Here is a 14949-nt window from a genome sequence, read left to right on the forward strand (position 1 = left end):
CGTGACGCGCCGCTACGGCTTCGGATTCTCCCTGGCCAGGTATGCCTCCACGGCGGCGCCGAGGTCGTCGGCGTCGGGAAGCTCGTCATTTTCATTGGCCAGGAGCGAGCGCCGCACCATGCCGTCGGCCTTCTCGTCGTAGCGCGTTTCGAGGCGGGCCACCACCTGCTGGACTTCCTCGGACGCCTCGATCTGCTCGGCGATCTGGCGGCTGACGTCACGGCCCGATTCACGCAGCCGGTCGGTGGGCAGCATGAGCGACGTCGCAGCACCGAGGTATTCGAGGCCGGCGACGGCGGCCGTGGGGTACTCTGCCTCCGCAAGGTAGTGCGGCACGTGGATGACGTAGCCGGCGACATTGCGTCCGGCTTCGACGAGGCGCAATTCCAGGATGTGGCCGACGGCGGCTGGAACTTCCACGGTGGGCTTCCACACCGAAATGCCTTCAATCAGCTCAGGCCGGTTTCCGTGCACCGTGACGCCCACGGGACGGGTGTGCGGGACCGGCATGGGGATCGAGTGGATCCACGTGACCAGGTTGACATCGAGTTTCTCCACGATGTTGACCACGGCGCGGGCAAACCGCTCCCACTGCAGGTCGGGTTCGAATCCAGCCAGGAGGAGGAACGGTTTGCCGAGGCCGTCGACGAGGCGGTACAGGGCCAGCCGCGGCTCCTGGTAGTCCTGGATGTGGTCTTCCACAAAGCTCAGGTGCGGGCGGCGGGACCGGTAGTCGATCAGCTGGTCGGCGTCGAAGACCGCCACCGGCTGGGCATCGAGGGTGTCCAGCAGTTCGGCGTTGATCTGCTTCACCACGTGGCCGGCGTCGGCGAAACCGGTGAAACCCATGACCAGGTTCAACCCCCGCAGATCGGGGCTGTGGAACAGCTCGATGTTGCTGGCGTAGAGCGCGTCGGGGTCCAGCAGGGAGCCGGAAATCCGTTCAAGCACGGCGTGTTCCTTTCAGGGGTTCGGGTGGACATCTTGCATAACGCGGCGGACGGGCCGGGCATTCCGGCACCCCGTGTGGCGCACATCTCAGGAAATTCTCCCGCCGTGGCACGGAAGGGCTACGATCGGAACTGGCCTGCCAGGCGGGCTGGCACGCACCCGGAGCGGTCCACGACGGCCGGAGCCGGGCCACCATGGCAGAGCGCCCAACATGCATTCCTGCCCGAACGTTTCGAGAATTGAGGACTCATCCCTGTGGTCAAGAATACTGAAATCAACCTTAGTACCGTCTCGCGGGACTTGAAGAAGAGCGCCAGCGAGGCAGTGGTCATCGGGGTGGGGCAGGGAACCGACGGGCCCGTTCTCCTGGACAACCCGTTGACGGCAAAGTCCGCGGAAGCCCTCACGGAATCCCTCAAGGCGCTGGGCGTTACCGGCGCGGCAGACCAGCTTGTACGCCTGCCGGGGCTGCCCGAAACCGGAGCCGGGATCCTGGCCCTGGCCGGGGTTGGCAAGGTCGCGGCCGGCGAACCGCTGGCAGGCGAGTCGCTTCGCCGCGCCGCAGGCTCGGCGGTCCGCCAGCTTGCGGGCCTGGCCACAGTCACCCTGGCGTTTCCGACGGCGACCGTGCAGGACGTCGCTGCCGTCGCCGAGGGCGCGGCGCTGGGCGCCTACTCCTTCACCGAGTTCCGGTCCTCGACTGACGGGCTGAAGGACCCGGTCCGGAACGCCGTGATCTTCACCGAACTGGCCGGCACCGCCGGGGTGGACTCCGCGCTGAAGCGCGCAGGCCTGGTGGCCAAGGCCGTGAATGCGACCCGGTCCCTCGTCAACACCCCGCCCAGCCACCTGTACCCGGAATCCTTCGCAGAGGCCGCCAAGGATCTCGCCAAGGGCCTTCCGGTGAAGGTGACCGTTTGGGACGAGAAGCGCCTGGAGAAGGAAGGCTTCGGCGGCATCATGGGCGTTGGCAAGGGCTCCTCGCGGCAGCCGCGCCTGGTGAAGGTCGAATACTCCCCCGCCAAGGCGACGTCGAAGATCGCCCTCGTCGGAAAGGGCATCACGTTCGACACCGGCGGAATTTCCCTCAAGCCGGCCCTGAACATGGGTGACATGAAGAGCGATATGGCGGGCGCCGCCGTCGTCCTTAACACTGTCCTGGCCATCGCCGGGCTGGGCCTGCCCGTCAAGGCCACGGCCTGGCTGTGCATCGCCGAAAACATGCCCGGCGGTGCCGCCTCCCGCCCCGCCGATGTCCTGACCATGTACGGCGGCAAGACCGTGGAAGTACTTAATACGGATGCCGAAGGCCGGCTGGTCATGGCGGACGGCATCGTCGCAGCGAGCGGCGAATACCCGGACGCCATCATTGACGTCGCCACCCTTACCGGCGCGCAGCTTATCGCACTGGGCAACCGCACCGCGGGCATCATGGGCTCGGACAGCGTCACCGGCGCGCTCAAGGTTGCCGCGGACCGCGCCGGCGAGCTGGTCTGGCCGATGCCCCTGCCGGAAGAACTGCGCCCCAGCCTGGACTCCCAGGTGGCGGACCTTGCCAATATCGGAGAGCGGCACGGCGGCATGATGACCGCTGCCGTTTTCCTGCGCGAGTTCGTGGGTAAGGATAAGGCGGGCGCGCAGATCCCGTGGGCGCACATCGACATTGCCGGGCCGTCATTCAACAACGGCAGCCCGTACGGCTACACACACAAGCAGGGCACCGGCTGCACCGTCCGGACCCTGGTCGCGTACGTCGAGGACATCCTCGCCGCGGCCTGATCAAGGCTTGACGGGCCGTGCCGCGCGGCTTTGCGGCGGGGGTGATCCCTCCGCCACAAAGCCGCGTGACACTGGCCACAAGCGCTCCACAAACGTGCCGCCAAGGTGGAGCATGGATAGGTGGTTCGCTAAGGTGAACCACGGTAGTCACAAATGCAAGAGAGTTGCCCTGCTGACATAATCACGGCAGTGCAAGTTCCAAGACCAGATGATGCGCGCTGATCGCGTCATCGTTCACGCGAGGGAGCGTTTTAGTGGCCGATCAGGCAACTGCGCAAGAATTCGACATCCTGGTACTCGGTGGCGGCAGCGGCGGATACGCCGCGGCGCTGCGGGCGGTACAGCTGGGCCTTACCGTCGGCCTCGTGGAGAAGGGCAAGCTGGGCGGCACCTGCCTCCACAACGGCTGCATCCCCACCAAGGCCCTGCTGCACTCTGCTGAGCTGGCCGACCACGCCCGTGACTCCGCCAAGTACGGCGTGAACGTCACCCTCGACAGCATCGACATCAACGCTGTCAACGCCTACAAGGACGGCATCATCGCCGGCAAGTACAAGGGCCTGCAGGGACTCATCAAGTCCAAGGGCATCACCGTCATCGAGGGTGAAGGCAAGCTGCAGGGCACCGACACCGTCGTCGTGAACGGCACCGCCTACAAGGGCAAGAACATCGTCCTGGCAACCGGCTCCTACTCCCGCACCCTGCCCGGCCTGGAAATCGGCGGCAAGGTCATCACGTCGGACCAGGCCCTCACCATGGATTACATCCCCAAGAGCGCCATCATCCTCGGCGGCGGCGTCATCGGCGTCGAGTTCGCCTCGGTCTGGAAGTCGTTCGGCGTGGACGTCACCATCGTCGAAGGCCTCCCCTCCCTCGTTCCCAACGAGGACGCGACGATCGTCAAGAACTTCGAGCGTGCCTTCAAGAAGCGCGGCATCAAGTTCTCCACCGGCGTGTTCTTCCAGGGTGTCGAGCAGAATGACGACGGCGTCAAGGTCACCCTCGTGGACGGCAAGACCTTCGAAGCCGACCTGCTGCTGGTTGCCGTTGGCCGCGGCCCCGTCACCGCCAACCTGGGCTACGAGGACGCGGGGATCACCATTGACCGCGGCTTCGTCATCACCAATGAGCGCCTGCACACCGGCGTCGGCAACATCTACGCGGTGGGCGACATCGTTCCCGGCGTGCAGCTGGCGCACCGTGGTTACCAGCAGGGCATCTTCGTTGCCGAGGAAATCGCCGGCCTGAAGCCGGTGGTTGTCGAGGACATCAACATCCCCAAGGTCACCTACTCCGAACCCGAAATCGCCACGGTTGGCTACACCGAGAAGGCTGCCAAGGAAAAGTTCGGCGACGACCAGGTCCAGACCCAGGAGTACAACCTGGCCGGCAACGGCAAGAGCTCCATCCTGGGCACCTCCGGACTGGTCAAGCTGGTCCGCCAGAAGGACGGCCCCGTGGTTGGCGTCCACATGATCGGAGCCCGCATGGGCGAGCAGGTGGGCGAGGCCCAGCTGATCGTGAACTGGGAAGCCTACCCGGAGGACGTCGCCCAGCTGGTGCACGCCCACCCCACCCAGAACGAGGCCCTCGGCGAAGCCCACCTGGCGCTGGCCGGCAAGCCGCTGCACGGCTGATTTTCCACAGTATTACCAGGCCTGGTGCACCCGGCCGCGCAGGCCGGGTGCACTAGGCTTCCACCATGGCAGCAATCATTCGCACTAAAGATCAATAAGGAGAACGGGGACGACATGTCTGAATCCGTTAACTTGCCCGCCCTCGGTGAGAGTGTCACCGAAGGAACCGTCACCCGCTGGCTCAAGCAGGTAGGTGACCGGGTAGAGGTGGACGAGCCGCTGCTCGAAGTCTCCACCGACAAAGTAGACACTGAAATCCCCTCTCCCGTAGCTGGCGTGATTGAAGAAATCCTGGTCGCTGAAGATGAGACCGCCGAGGTAGGCGCACCCCTGGTGCGCATCGGCGACGGCTCCGGCGGCGGTTCCGCACCCGCCGAAGAAGCCCCTGCGCAGGAAGCACCGGCCCGGGAAGCACCCGCACCGGCTGAGGCTGCTCCCGCCCAGGAAGCACCGGCCCAGGAAGCTCGTGCCCAGCAGGCACCGGCGGCCGGCGGCGAAAGCCACGACGTCACCCTGCCCGCGCTCGGCGAAAGCGTCACCGAAGGCACCGTCACCCGCTGGCTGAAGGCCGTAGGCGACTCCGTTGAGGTGGACGAGCCGCTGCTCGAGGTTTCCACTGACAAGGTGGACACCGAAATTCCGTCTCCGGTGGCAGGCACCCTGCAGGAAATCCGGGTCAACGAGGACGAAACCGCCGAGGTCGGCTCCGTGCTCGCCGTTATTGGCTCCGGCGCTCCCGCTGCTGCGGCTCCGGCTCCGGCTGCCGCACCTGCTCCCGAGGCCCCCAAGCAGGAGGCACCGAAGCGGGAAGCCCCCAAGCAGGAAGCTCCTGCCCCTGCCGCGGCTCCCGCCCCGGCACCTGCGGCGGCTCCCGTCCCGGCTGCAGCACCCGCTGCACCCGCAGCCCAGGAGGCAGCCCCGGCCGGCGGTTCCGAGTCCGGCTACGTCACTCCCCTGGTCCGCAAGCTCGCCAACCAGCACGGCGTTGACATCTCCTCGCTGTCCGGCACCGGCGTCGGCGGCCGCATCCGCAAGCAGGATGTCATCGCCGCGGCAGAGGCAAAAGCCGCTCCCGCCGCAGCTCCGGCTGCAGCGCCTGCCGCGTCCGCTCCGGCCGCTTCCGGCGCTGCTGCCTCCTCCCTGCGCGGCACCACCCAGAAGGCTCCCCGCATCCGCCAGGTCATCGCCCGCCGCATGCGCGAATCCCTCGAGGTCTCCACGCAGCTGACGCAGGTCCACGAGGTGGACATGACCAAGGTCGCCAAGCTGCGCGCCCGGGCCAAGAACTCCTTCCAGGCCCAGAACGGCACCAAGCTGACCTTCCTGCCCTTCATCGCCAAGGCTGTGGCCGAGGCCCTCAAGCAGCACCCGAAGCTCAACGCTGCCTACGACGAAGACAAGCAGGAAATCACCTACCACAACGCCGAGCACCTGGCGATCGCCGTCGACACCGACAAGGGCCTGCTGGTTCCAGTCATCGCCGACGCCGGCAACCTGAACCTTGCCGGCCTCGCCGGCAAGATCGCCGACGTCGCATCCCGCACCCGCGACGGCAAGATCGGTCCGGACGAACTCTCCGGCGGCACCTTCAGTATCACCAACATTGGTTCCGTTGGTGCCCTGTTCGACACCCCGATCATCAACCAGCCGCAGGTGGGCATCCTGGGCACCGGCGCCATCGTCAAGCGGCCCGTCGTGGTTGCTGACGAAAACGGTGACGACTCGATCGCCATCCGCTCCATGATGTACCTGTCCCTGACGTACGACCACCGCCTGGTGGACGGTGCGGACGCCGGCCGCTTCCTCCAGACCTTGAAGGCACGCCTCGAAGAGGGCGCTTTCGAAGCTGATCTGGGGCTCTAGCCTCCGCAGCAAAGACAGCGACGGCGGTGCCGGCGCAGGTGGGAAACCGCCCGCGGCCGGCGCCGCCGTCGCGGTTTAACCAACGCAGCCGCTCCCGGGACCGCCGTGGCGTGGCTTTGCTACGGGCCGTAGAACTGACTGGCTAAGCTGGTGCCATGACTATTCTCTTCAACATCCTGGTCTTCCTGCACGTCGTGGGAGCCGCCATGATCGTAGGCTACTGGATTGCCACGATGCGGACCCCCACCGTCCACCCGCGCCAGCGCGATGGCGCGTTCCTGCAGCTCCTCACCGGCATTGCCATGATGGGCATCCTGCCGTTCCTCCCGGACAAGGATCCGAACTACGCCAAGCTGGGCATCAAATTCGTCATTGCCGTCGTCGTGGCAGTCCTGGCCGTCACCGGGACACGCAAGGTCAAGAACGGGCAGCCTGTCTCCACCGGCCTGGCCCACGGCGTGGGCGGCCTGGCACTGGTGAACGTGGCCATCGCCACCATCTGGCAGTAGCCCCGCACCAGCCGGCCGTAAACGTCTGTCCGGTCATAATCCTCTGAGAGCGGACAACCCGTGCACCGGACGGACGTGGTCCCTAGGATGGGAAACGGCGGGCCCGGCCGCGGGTGGCCGGCCCGGATTCGAACCGACGCTGAGGAGAGACATGGCGACAACACGCAATGCGCACACTGTATGGACCGGAAGCCTGACGGAGGGTTCGGGCAACACCACCCTGGACAGCTCCGGCCTTGGCACCTTCGATGTCACCTGGAAGGCGCGCACCGAGGCCGCCGGCGGAAAGACCAGCCCGGAAGAGCTGATCGCCGCCGCCCACTCGGCATGCTTCTCCATGGCGTTCAGCCACGAACTGAGCCAGGCCGGCTTCACGCCTGAGGAAGTCAACACCAAGTCCGAGGTCGGCTTCCAGCCGGGGACCGGCATCACGGGCAGCCACCTGACCCTGAATGCCCGCATCCCCGGCATTTCGGAGGAGGACTTCCAGCGGATCGCCGAGGCCGCGAAGAAGGGCTGCCCGGTCTCCCAGGCCCTCGCCGGGATCGAGATCACCCTGGATGCCACGCTTCAGGCCTGAGCCTTGCCGGCATAGAGCACCAAAAAGGCCCTGTCCCGCCGGATGTCCGGCGGAGCAGGGCCTTTTGGTTTACCCGGAAAAACCTAGGCAGGCGTCTCCGCCTGGCTGGCCTGCCGGCGGGCGGGCAGCGGCGCAGGCTTCAGGCGGCGGTATCCGGAGCGGGCCGGCGGACGGTCGGTGGGCAGTTCCTGGATCATTTCCTTGAGCGCGCCGATGCCGTACTCAAGCTGGGGATCGCGGCCGGCGGCGTAGGCGTGCGGCGGGTAGGTCACTTCGATGTCCGGGTCCACGCCGTAGTTTTCAACGCTCCACCCAACACCGCCGCCGAACCAGGTGGCGTACCTGGGCTGGGTGACTCCCGTGCCGTCGGCCAGGGAGAAGCGGTTGTCGATGCCCACCACGCCGCCCCAGGTCCGCGTTCCGATGACCGGCCCGATCCCCCGCAGTTTGGAGACCTGGGTGATGATGTCACCGTCCGAGCCCGCGAATTCGTCGGCGAGAATGATCACCGGCCCGCGCGGAGCGTGGTGCGGATACGTCCGGGGCTTCTCCCCGCGCGGCATGCTCCAGCCGGTGACCTTGCGGCCGATCAGCTCAGCGACCAGCTGGGACGTGTGTCCGCCACGGTTCCGGCGCACATCGACAATGAGTCCGTCCAGCGCGGTTTCGGTGTCCAGGTCCCGGTGCAGCTGGGCCCAGCCGTTGGCCATCATGTCCGGAATGTGGAGGTAGCCGAATGTTCCGTCCGAGGCCTCGCGGACGGTGCGCCGGTTGCCGGCGACCCATTCCTGGTACCGCAGCCGTTCCTCGTCCTTGACAGGCACGACGGCGACCCGCCGCTGGGTCCCTGCAGCGCCGCCATGTCCCGGGCCGTTGAGCAGGGTCAGCTCCACTGCGCGTCCGGCCGCACCCACCAGCTGCATGGCCGGGGTGACGGCCTGTGACAAGGGGACACCATCGATGGCAAGGAGGATGTCCCCTGCCTTGGCGCTGACACCCGGCCGGGTTAGCGGCGACGTGGCGAGCGGATCGGAGGACTCACCGGCCAGGATGCGGGTGATCTCCCAGCCCTGCGGTGTGTGGGTGAGGTCGGCGCCGAGGCGGCCCTGCCCGCGGCTGCCCCGCTCGGTCACTGCGGCCGGGCGCACGTAGGCGTGGGATGTGCCGAGTTCGCCGTGCAGCTCCCACAGCAGGTCAACCAGGTCATCGTGCGAGCCGAGGCGGTCCACCAGCGGACGGTACCGGGCGCGGATGGATTCCCAGTCCTGGCCGGCCATGTCTTCGGTCCAGAAGAAGTCGCGCTGCAGGCGCCAGGCTTCATCGAACGCCTGTCCCCAGACGCTAAGCGGGTCCAGCAGGACCCTGATCCTGCCCAGGTCCACTTTGACGGCTTTGCCGGATTCCTCATCCGCCTTGGCATCGGATGGAACGGCAGTGACCTGCTTGTCCGAGACCAGGACCACCTTGCTGCGGTCCCCGGACAGGCGGTAGCTGTCAACGGCGTCCACCAGCGTGGCTTGCTTGCGGCGGGCGACGTCGTAGCGGACCAGGCTGGGGCGGGCGTCCTTGTCCTCCTGGCTGGCCTTGCCGTCGCCGGTCACGCCGGCCAGGACGGAGTCGAGCCACAGGAGTCCGCCGTCCACGGCCTTCAGTGAGCTGTAGTTGCCCTGGGGTACGGGAACCCCGATGACGCGGTGCGCCAGGCCTTCCGGGTCGACGTGGACAGCTGCCGCGCTGTCTTGCTGCCCTTCGCTTGCGTCCGCGCCGTCCTTTACGGTTTCGGGTGCGGTCTCCCCGCCGGCGGGATCCACCGACGGGCCAAAGGGCGACGGCGTGTCAGCTGCGAGTGCCACCAGGTAGGGCTTGATGGGGCTGGGGAAGGAAAGGTCGAACGAGTGCCCGTCGTAGACCGGATCGAAGCTGCGGTTGGACAGGAACGCCAGGAACTTGCCGTCAGGGGTGAACGACGGCGAGGCGTCGCGGAAACGGCCGTCAGTGACCTCCACGGGATCGGCGTCGAGGCGGTCCACGGTGGCCAGGCGCAGGCGGCTGCGTGAGCCGAAGGACGTGACCGGTTCCGACCACGCCAGCCAGCGCGAGTCGGCGGACCAGGCCAGCTCGGAGATGCTGCCTTCGCCGATGCTGGCAACGCGCGTGAGGTTACCGGTTCGGGTGTCGGCCACGTGGACGTCGCCGAACGAGGTGCCCAGTGCTATCCACCGGCCGTCCGGGCTGGCTTCGAGCGAACTGGCCCGCGACGGCGTGGGGACGGTGATGCCGGTGGGCGCCGTGTCCTCCCTGTTTTCCGCGGCGGCCGTCGAGTCCTGCGGGGCGACGTCTGCCTGCTGGTCGTCGTCGGCGGGAACATGTTGGTTTCCGCCCGCAAGGACTGCGGCGCCGGAGGCCGGGACCGGTTGCGGCAGGTTGGGCGTTTCGGGGCCCTCCGTGCCCGTTTGTCCGGCGTCGGCGGAGTGGTCCGCCGTAGGTTCCTGGCCCGGTGCCGTCGCCTGCTGGGCACTGTGCGGGACAGGTGCGGCGATGTCCTTGATGTGCAGCGCCTCGACGCCGTCGTGGTCGGCGATGTAGGCGATGCGGCCGTCGCCCAGGGGCCGGGGCAGGCGCCCGCGGACACCCGGGGTTGCCTCGATGATGCGGGAGGGCCCGTCCTTGTGGCGCACCCAGTGGATGGTTCCGTGCGATTCGACGGCGCTGGCGGCTCCGGTGGTATCTGGTGCCACGGCGCCGAGGTGTTTTGCCGGGTCGAGGAGGGCCGGACGCCTGGTCTGCGAGGCAGAGCCCAGGGAGATCTCCAGCTTGACCGCCTCCGCTTCGAGGTCACTCAAGACCCAAAGTTCACCGGCGGATTCGAAGATGACCCGTTTGCCGTCGGTGGCGGCGTGCCGGACGTAGAAGTCCTGGTGGTCGGTGTGCCGGCGCAGGTCCTGTCCGTTGGGCAGCACCGAGTAGAGGTTGCCGTAGCCCTCATGGTCGGAGAGGAAGGCGATCCGGCCAGCCACCCACAGGGGGTCGGCGAGATTGCCGTCCAGGTCGGGCAGCAGCCGTTCGAATTCGCCGTTGCCGTCGTTGTCGATCCACAGCTTTCCGGCGGTACCGCCGCGGTACCGCTTCCACCATGCCGGTTCGCGGGACAGCACGGTCCCCAGCACCACCGGACGTTCGTCGCCCACCTCGGGGCCGAACGCAACCGATTCAACCGGGCCGTACGGCAGTTCCTGCGCCCACCCGCCGTCCAACGGGACACTGTAGGCGTAGGTGTGCCGGCTTTCGGCCTGCCGGAATGCGCTGGTGACCAACACGGAACCGCCGGCGGTGAACCCCTTGACCCTGGTGCTGCTGTGCCCGAAGTAGGTGAGCTGCCGGTATCCGCCGCCGTCGACCTGTGCCGAGACAACCTCCGGTGCCGTGCCCTGCACCACCGTCCACACCAGCCGCTTGCCGTCCGGGGTGAACCGCGGGTTGCGGGCGGGTAATTGGAGGGACGAGACGCGCCAGGCCCGGCCGCCGTCCAGGGGCGCGATCCAGACGTCGTCCTCGGCCACGAATGTGACCAGGTCGCCGTGCAGATGCGGGAAACGGAAGTAGCTCGAGGAAGTCATCGTTCGATCATAGTCAACCACCGCCTGCCCCCGCGGGAGGTGCCGGAGCCGCGCTGGCGTGGTGAGATGGACCATGCACATCGTCATGGCCGGCGCCTCCGGGCTCATCGGCACCTCCATGTCCGCAGCCTTCCGCGACGCCGGCCACTCGGTGGTGACACTGGTCCGCCGACAACCTGCGGGAGCATCAGAGATCAGGTGGGATCCGGCGGCCGGCGTCCTGGACCCCGGCGCCCTTGCCGGCGCCGACGCCGTCGTCAACCTGGCCGGCGCCGGCATCGGCGACAAGCCCTGGACGCGGCGCAGGGTCGAGGAACTGTTCAGTTCGCGGCTGGCGCCCACCAGGACCCTGGTGCAGGCCATGGCGCAGCTTGAAACCCCGCCTGCCACCTTCATCAGCCAATCAGCGTCAGGCTATTACGGCGACGCCGGCAATACGGTCCTGCGCGAGGACGCACCTGCCGGTTCAGGCACGTTGGCACAGATCTGCATCGAGTGGGAACGCGAAGCCAACCTGGCGCCCGAGGGTGTTCGCGTCGTGACGCCCCGCACCGGGGTGGTGTTCAGCCGTTCCGGCGGAGCACTGGGCAAGCTGCTCCCGCTGTTGCGGCTGGGCGTGGGCGGCCCGTTCGGAAACGGCCGGCAGTTCTGGCCGTGGGTGACGCTTCCGGATGTCTCGGCCGCCTTCCTGTTCCTCCTCGAATCCCAGGTGGCGGGGCCGGTGAATGTCGCGGCCCCCGGGCAGGCGGACGTCAATGCGATCGTTGCGGCGCTGGCGCGCGCCCTGCACCGGCCTGCCGTGCTGCGGGTTCCGGCGCCCGTGCTGCGGACCGTGATGCCCGGGCTCGCTGAAGAGCTTCTGTTGTTCAGCCAGCGGATGGAGCCTGCAGTTTTGTCGGCTGCCGGCTTCCAGTGGCAGCACGGGAACCTTGACGCCGCAGCCCGCTGGGTGGTCGGGAAGGACAACGCCGGCTGACCAGGGGCACTGGTGCGGCAGCCCTGCCCGCGGGCGCGTCATCAGCCGCCCGGAAGGATGTTGCTGATCTTCCACCGGCCGTCCACGGACACCAGGACCAGCCTGAGCCGCTGCGCCGGGCTGGCCGGCCCTGTCGCCAGCACCTCGTTCTCCGGGCCCACGGCCTGGTAACCCGAGGAGGCGGAGGTCAAGCGCACGACGGCGTGGTCCTGCGTCGACCCGGATTCGGGCGTGACCTCCGAGACCATCGTGGCGAAACCGTCGAGGCGCTGGCGGGAAGCACCCAATGGCCCGGCAATGTCCTGGTCAGCGGCCGCGGCGGGCGATCCGGGCGCGTTGACGGCGGACAGCAGATCCACACTCCCGGTATTGAAGGCATGATCCCGCAGCGCGGCCAGCCCCCGAACAGCCACCGCAGGATCGGCAGCCGCAGCTTGCTGCCGGGCCTCGGCCAGCACGTCGACGGGGCTACGCCCGGCGTCGTGGCCTGGCGCGGCCGGTCCTTGCGGAACGCCGGCAGCGGACGGCATGCCCGGAGCGGAGTCGCCGAGCCACGGTCCTGCACCGGCGGAAGCGGCCAGCCACCACATCCCAGCCGCCGCCACGCCCACTGCCGGCAAGGCGAGCCGGGCCGGCAGCCGCGGAATATGCAGTGCCCGGACCCCGGCAGGGGCGCCCGCATGCTTCCCATGTGACGTTGCTTCGGCCTGGGGCGAAGGAAAGCGGCGGATCCGGGCCCGCGCTGCCGGGCCCGGCCACCGCAAGGTCGAGAGCCGCCGCCGCAGCCTCCGGAGTCTCGTGCCCAGCGCGGAACCCTTCGCTTCTGCCGGGATACTGCGGCGGGTGAGCAGCTCCGGAAGGACCGTGGGATGGACGGCACCCGAGAGGTCAAGAGGCAGCGCCTCCGCACTGCGGAAGACAGCAGTACCCAGCGCCATGGCAGTAGGCCGCAGCCGGCGGTCCTCGTTCAACCCTTGTTCGAGGGCTGCGGCAAGCTCCTTCGGGACACCGGGAACCAGCAAGGACAGCGGCGGGCGGTCCAGCGTGCGGCCGGGCGCTTCACCGGTCAGGCAAAACCAACCAATCGCGGCCAGCGAGAACACATCGCGTCCTGGCTGAAGCCCCGCGCGGGGGGCATCAACCGGCGACGGGTCAACGAAGCCGCCGGTTCCAGCCGTCACTGCCCGGCCAGGATCGCCGAGCATCCGGGCCACACCGACGTCGGACAGCATCGGTTTCCCCTGCCCGGTGAACAGGATATTCCCGGGCGCCACGTCCGAGTGCGTGAAGCCTTGGGCGTGCAGGTATCCCAGGGCCTGCGCAACGGGAGTCAGGACGGTGACGCTTTCTCCCACGCTGAGCCTGCCTCGGGATGCCACCAACTGCGCCAGCGAACCGCCAGCGGCGAAGTCCATGGTCAGGGCCGTCCCCGGCGCGGGCCCGGCGACGCGCACGGCATCGTGGGCCCTGATGAGGTGCGCGTGGTCCAAGACACTGAGGATGCGGATTTCCCTTCGCACTTCCTCCTCCCGCATGGCCTCGTCCCGGGCTCTGCCGTCCGGGGCACGGAAGCACTTCAGCGCAAAGTCCCTGCCCGTGCGCTGTTCCGTGGCCAGCCAGACATCCGCGCTGCCGCCGCGGCCAAGCAGCCGGCCGACGTCGTAGCCCGGGACTTCGGGAGCTTGTGCACCATCCATGCTCCATGTCTATCGGAATCCGGGGCGGGCTGCAGAAGTTATCCACAGGCCGTGGCCGCTGCAGTCACATTGGGTGCCCGCCGGTGAGCTTGGACACTAAACCGGGCCGGGACGGCTTCGGGGTCTAAGCTGGATTCCATGACTCTTGAGTTTTCACAGCTGGGTCTTGCCCCCGACTTCGTTGACTACATGGAAGGCTGGGAAGCCCAGCGCGAGCTCCATGACAAGGTTGTCGCCGGAGTTGCCCCCAGCACAGTCCTGCTCCTGGAGCACGCAGCCGTTTATACGGCCGGCAAGCTCACCGAGGACCACGAACGGCCGTTTGACGGCACGCCGGTCGTCGCGGTGGACCGCGGCGGCAAACTCACCTGGCACGGCCCCGGGCAACTGGTGGCCTACCCCATCCTGAAGCTGAAGAACCGTGCCGGCATCCGCGACTACGTGGAACGCCTCGAAGACATCATGATCACGGTCATGGCGGACTACGGCATCAAGGCGGAACGCATCAAGGGTCGCGCGGGCGTCTGGATCAAGGCGGACGCCATCGGTCCCGACCGCAAGATCGCCGCCATCGGCATCCGGGTCTTGAACGGCGTCACCATGCACGGCATCGCCATCAACTGCAGCAACGATCTCGCCCCCTACGGCCAGATCATTGCCTGCGGCATCACCGATGCAGGCGTGACCACCATGTCCTTGGAAACAGGACAGGACATCCGTCCGGCCCATATTGTGGACCGGTTCGTGGAGGAATTCCACAAGCACGAAGAAGCATTGGTTTCGAGCCCTGAAGGAGCTCTACTGTGACATTGGCACCTGAAGGCCGGAAGATGCTGCGGATCGAGCAGCGCAATGCTGCCGTTCCGGTGGAGCGGAAGCCGGAATGGATCAAGGCCAAGGTCCAGATGGGCCCGGAGTTCGTCGGGCTGAAGAACTTGGTCAAAAAGGAAGGCCTGCACACCGTCTGTGAAGAGGCCGGCTGCCCGAACATCTTCGAATGCTGGGAAGACAAGGAAGCGACCTTCCTGATCGGCGGGTCCGAATGCACCCGCCGCTGCGACTTCTGCCAGATCGACACCGGCAAACCCTCCCCTGTGGACATGTTCGAACCCACCAAGGTGGCCCGCTCCGTCCAGTCCATGCAACTGCGCTACGCCACCGTCACCGGTGTGGCCCGCGACGACCTCCAAGACGAAGGCGTCTGGCTCTACGCCGAAACCGTCCGCAAGATCCACGAACTGAACCCCGGCACCGGCGTGGAACTGCTCATCCCCGACTTCTCCGGCAACCCCGACCACATCAAAGCGATCTGCGACTCCGCCCCCGAAGTCTTCGCCCAC

11 protein-coding genes are annotated in these 14949 nt (G+C 67.5%); 8 read left to right on the plus strand and 3 right to left on the minus strand.

Going from position 1 to position 14949, the window contains the following annotated elements:
- Nucleotides 1-12: 12 nt before the first annotated feature.
- A complete protein-coding gene (locus tag DC347_RS18975; RefSeq protein WP_018761082.1) occupies nucleotides 13-951 on the minus strand; it encodes a proteasome assembly chaperone family protein in 939 nt (312 codons plus the stop codon).
- 255 nt (nucleotides 952-1206) lie between these two features.
- Between DC347_RS18975 and DC347_RS18980 the strand changes: the two genes are divergently transcribed.
- From DC347_RS18980 to DC347_RS19000, 5 genes are all read left to right on the plus strand, one after another.
- Nucleotides 1207-2730 carry a leucyl aminopeptidase gene (locus DC347_RS18980; RefSeq protein ID WP_109864051.1) on the plus strand — a complete coding sequence of 508 codons (1524 nt, stop codon included), beginning with the start codon at nucleotides 1207-1209 and terminating at the stop codon, nucleotides 2728-2730.
- A gap of 254 nt (nucleotides 2731-2984) precedes the next feature.
- The gene (lpdA, locus tag DC347_RS18985; RefSeq protein WP_109864052.1) at nucleotides 2985-4367 is read left to right on the plus strand and encodes a dihydrolipoyl dehydrogenase; all 1383 of its coding nucleotides are present in this window, start codon (nucleotides 2985-2987) and stop codon (nucleotides 4365-4367) included.
- A gap of 114 nt (nucleotides 4368-4481) precedes the next feature.
- A complete protein-coding gene (gene sucB / locus DC347_RS18990; RefSeq protein ID WP_109864053.1) occupies nucleotides 4482-6230 on the plus strand; it encodes a 2-oxoglutarate dehydrogenase, E2 component, dihydrolipoamide succinyltransferase in 1749 nt (582 codons plus the stop codon).
- Between the two features lie 155 nt (nucleotides 6231-6385).
- On the plus strand, nucleotides 6386-6739 hold the full coding sequence (locus tag DC347_RS18995) for a hypothetical protein (RefSeq protein WP_109864054.1): 354 nt from the start codon (nucleotides 6386-6388) through the stop codon (nucleotides 6737-6739).
- A 151-nt stretch (nucleotides 6740-6890) separates the two neighbouring features.
- A complete protein-coding gene (locus tag DC347_RS19000; RefSeq protein ID WP_018761077.1) occupies nucleotides 6891-7319 on the plus strand; it encodes an OsmC family protein in 429 nt (142 codons plus the stop codon).
- Between the two features lie 83 nt (nucleotides 7320-7402).
- On the opposite strand, the gene DC347_RS19005 is transcribed toward DC347_RS19000, so the two are convergent.
- The gene (locus DC347_RS19005) at nucleotides 7403-10936 is read right to left on the minus strand and encodes a S41 family peptidase (RefSeq protein WP_109864055.1); all 3534 of its coding nucleotides are present in this window, start codon (nucleotides 10934-10936) and stop codon (nucleotides 7403-7405) included.
- A gap of 73 nt (nucleotides 10937-11009) precedes the next feature.
- Between DC347_RS19005 and DC347_RS19010 the strand changes: the two genes are divergently transcribed.
- On the plus strand, nucleotides 11010-11912 hold the full coding sequence (locus tag DC347_RS19010; RefSeq protein WP_109864056.1) for a TIGR01777 family oxidoreductase: 903 nt from the start codon (nucleotides 11010-11012) through the stop codon (nucleotides 11910-11912).
- A 41-nt stretch (nucleotides 11913-11953) separates the two neighbouring features.
- On the opposite strand, the gene DC347_RS19015 is transcribed toward DC347_RS19010, so the two are convergent.
- Nucleotides 11954-13609: a serine/threonine-protein kinase gene (locus DC347_RS19015; protein ID WP_109864057.1), complete on the minus strand. Its 1656-nt coding sequence runs from the start codon at nucleotides 13607-13609 to the stop codon at nucleotides 11954-11956.
- A 138-nt stretch (nucleotides 13610-13747) separates the two neighbouring features.
- Between DC347_RS19015 and lipB the strand changes: the two genes are divergently transcribed.
- Together lipB and DC347_RS19025 are read left to right on the plus strand one after the other, a co-directional pair.
- Nucleotides 13748-14416, plus strand: a complete 669-nt coding sequence (gene lipB, locus DC347_RS19020) for a lipoyl(octanoyl) transferase LipB (protein ID WP_109864058.1) — start codon at nucleotides 13748-13750, stop codon at nucleotides 14414-14416.
- Nucleotides 14413-14949, plus strand: a 537-nt coding sequence (locus DC347_RS19025) for a lipoyl synthase (protein WP_123059241.1), incomplete at its 3' end; no start/stop codon positions are given. The genes lipB and DC347_RS19025, both read left to right, overlap by 4 nt.

Origin of the sequence: Pseudarthrobacter sp. AG30 (assembly GCF_003116525.1) — a bacterium.
Taxonomy (GTDB): domain Bacteria; phylum Actinomycetota; class Actinomycetes; order Actinomycetales; family Micrococcaceae; genus Arthrobacter.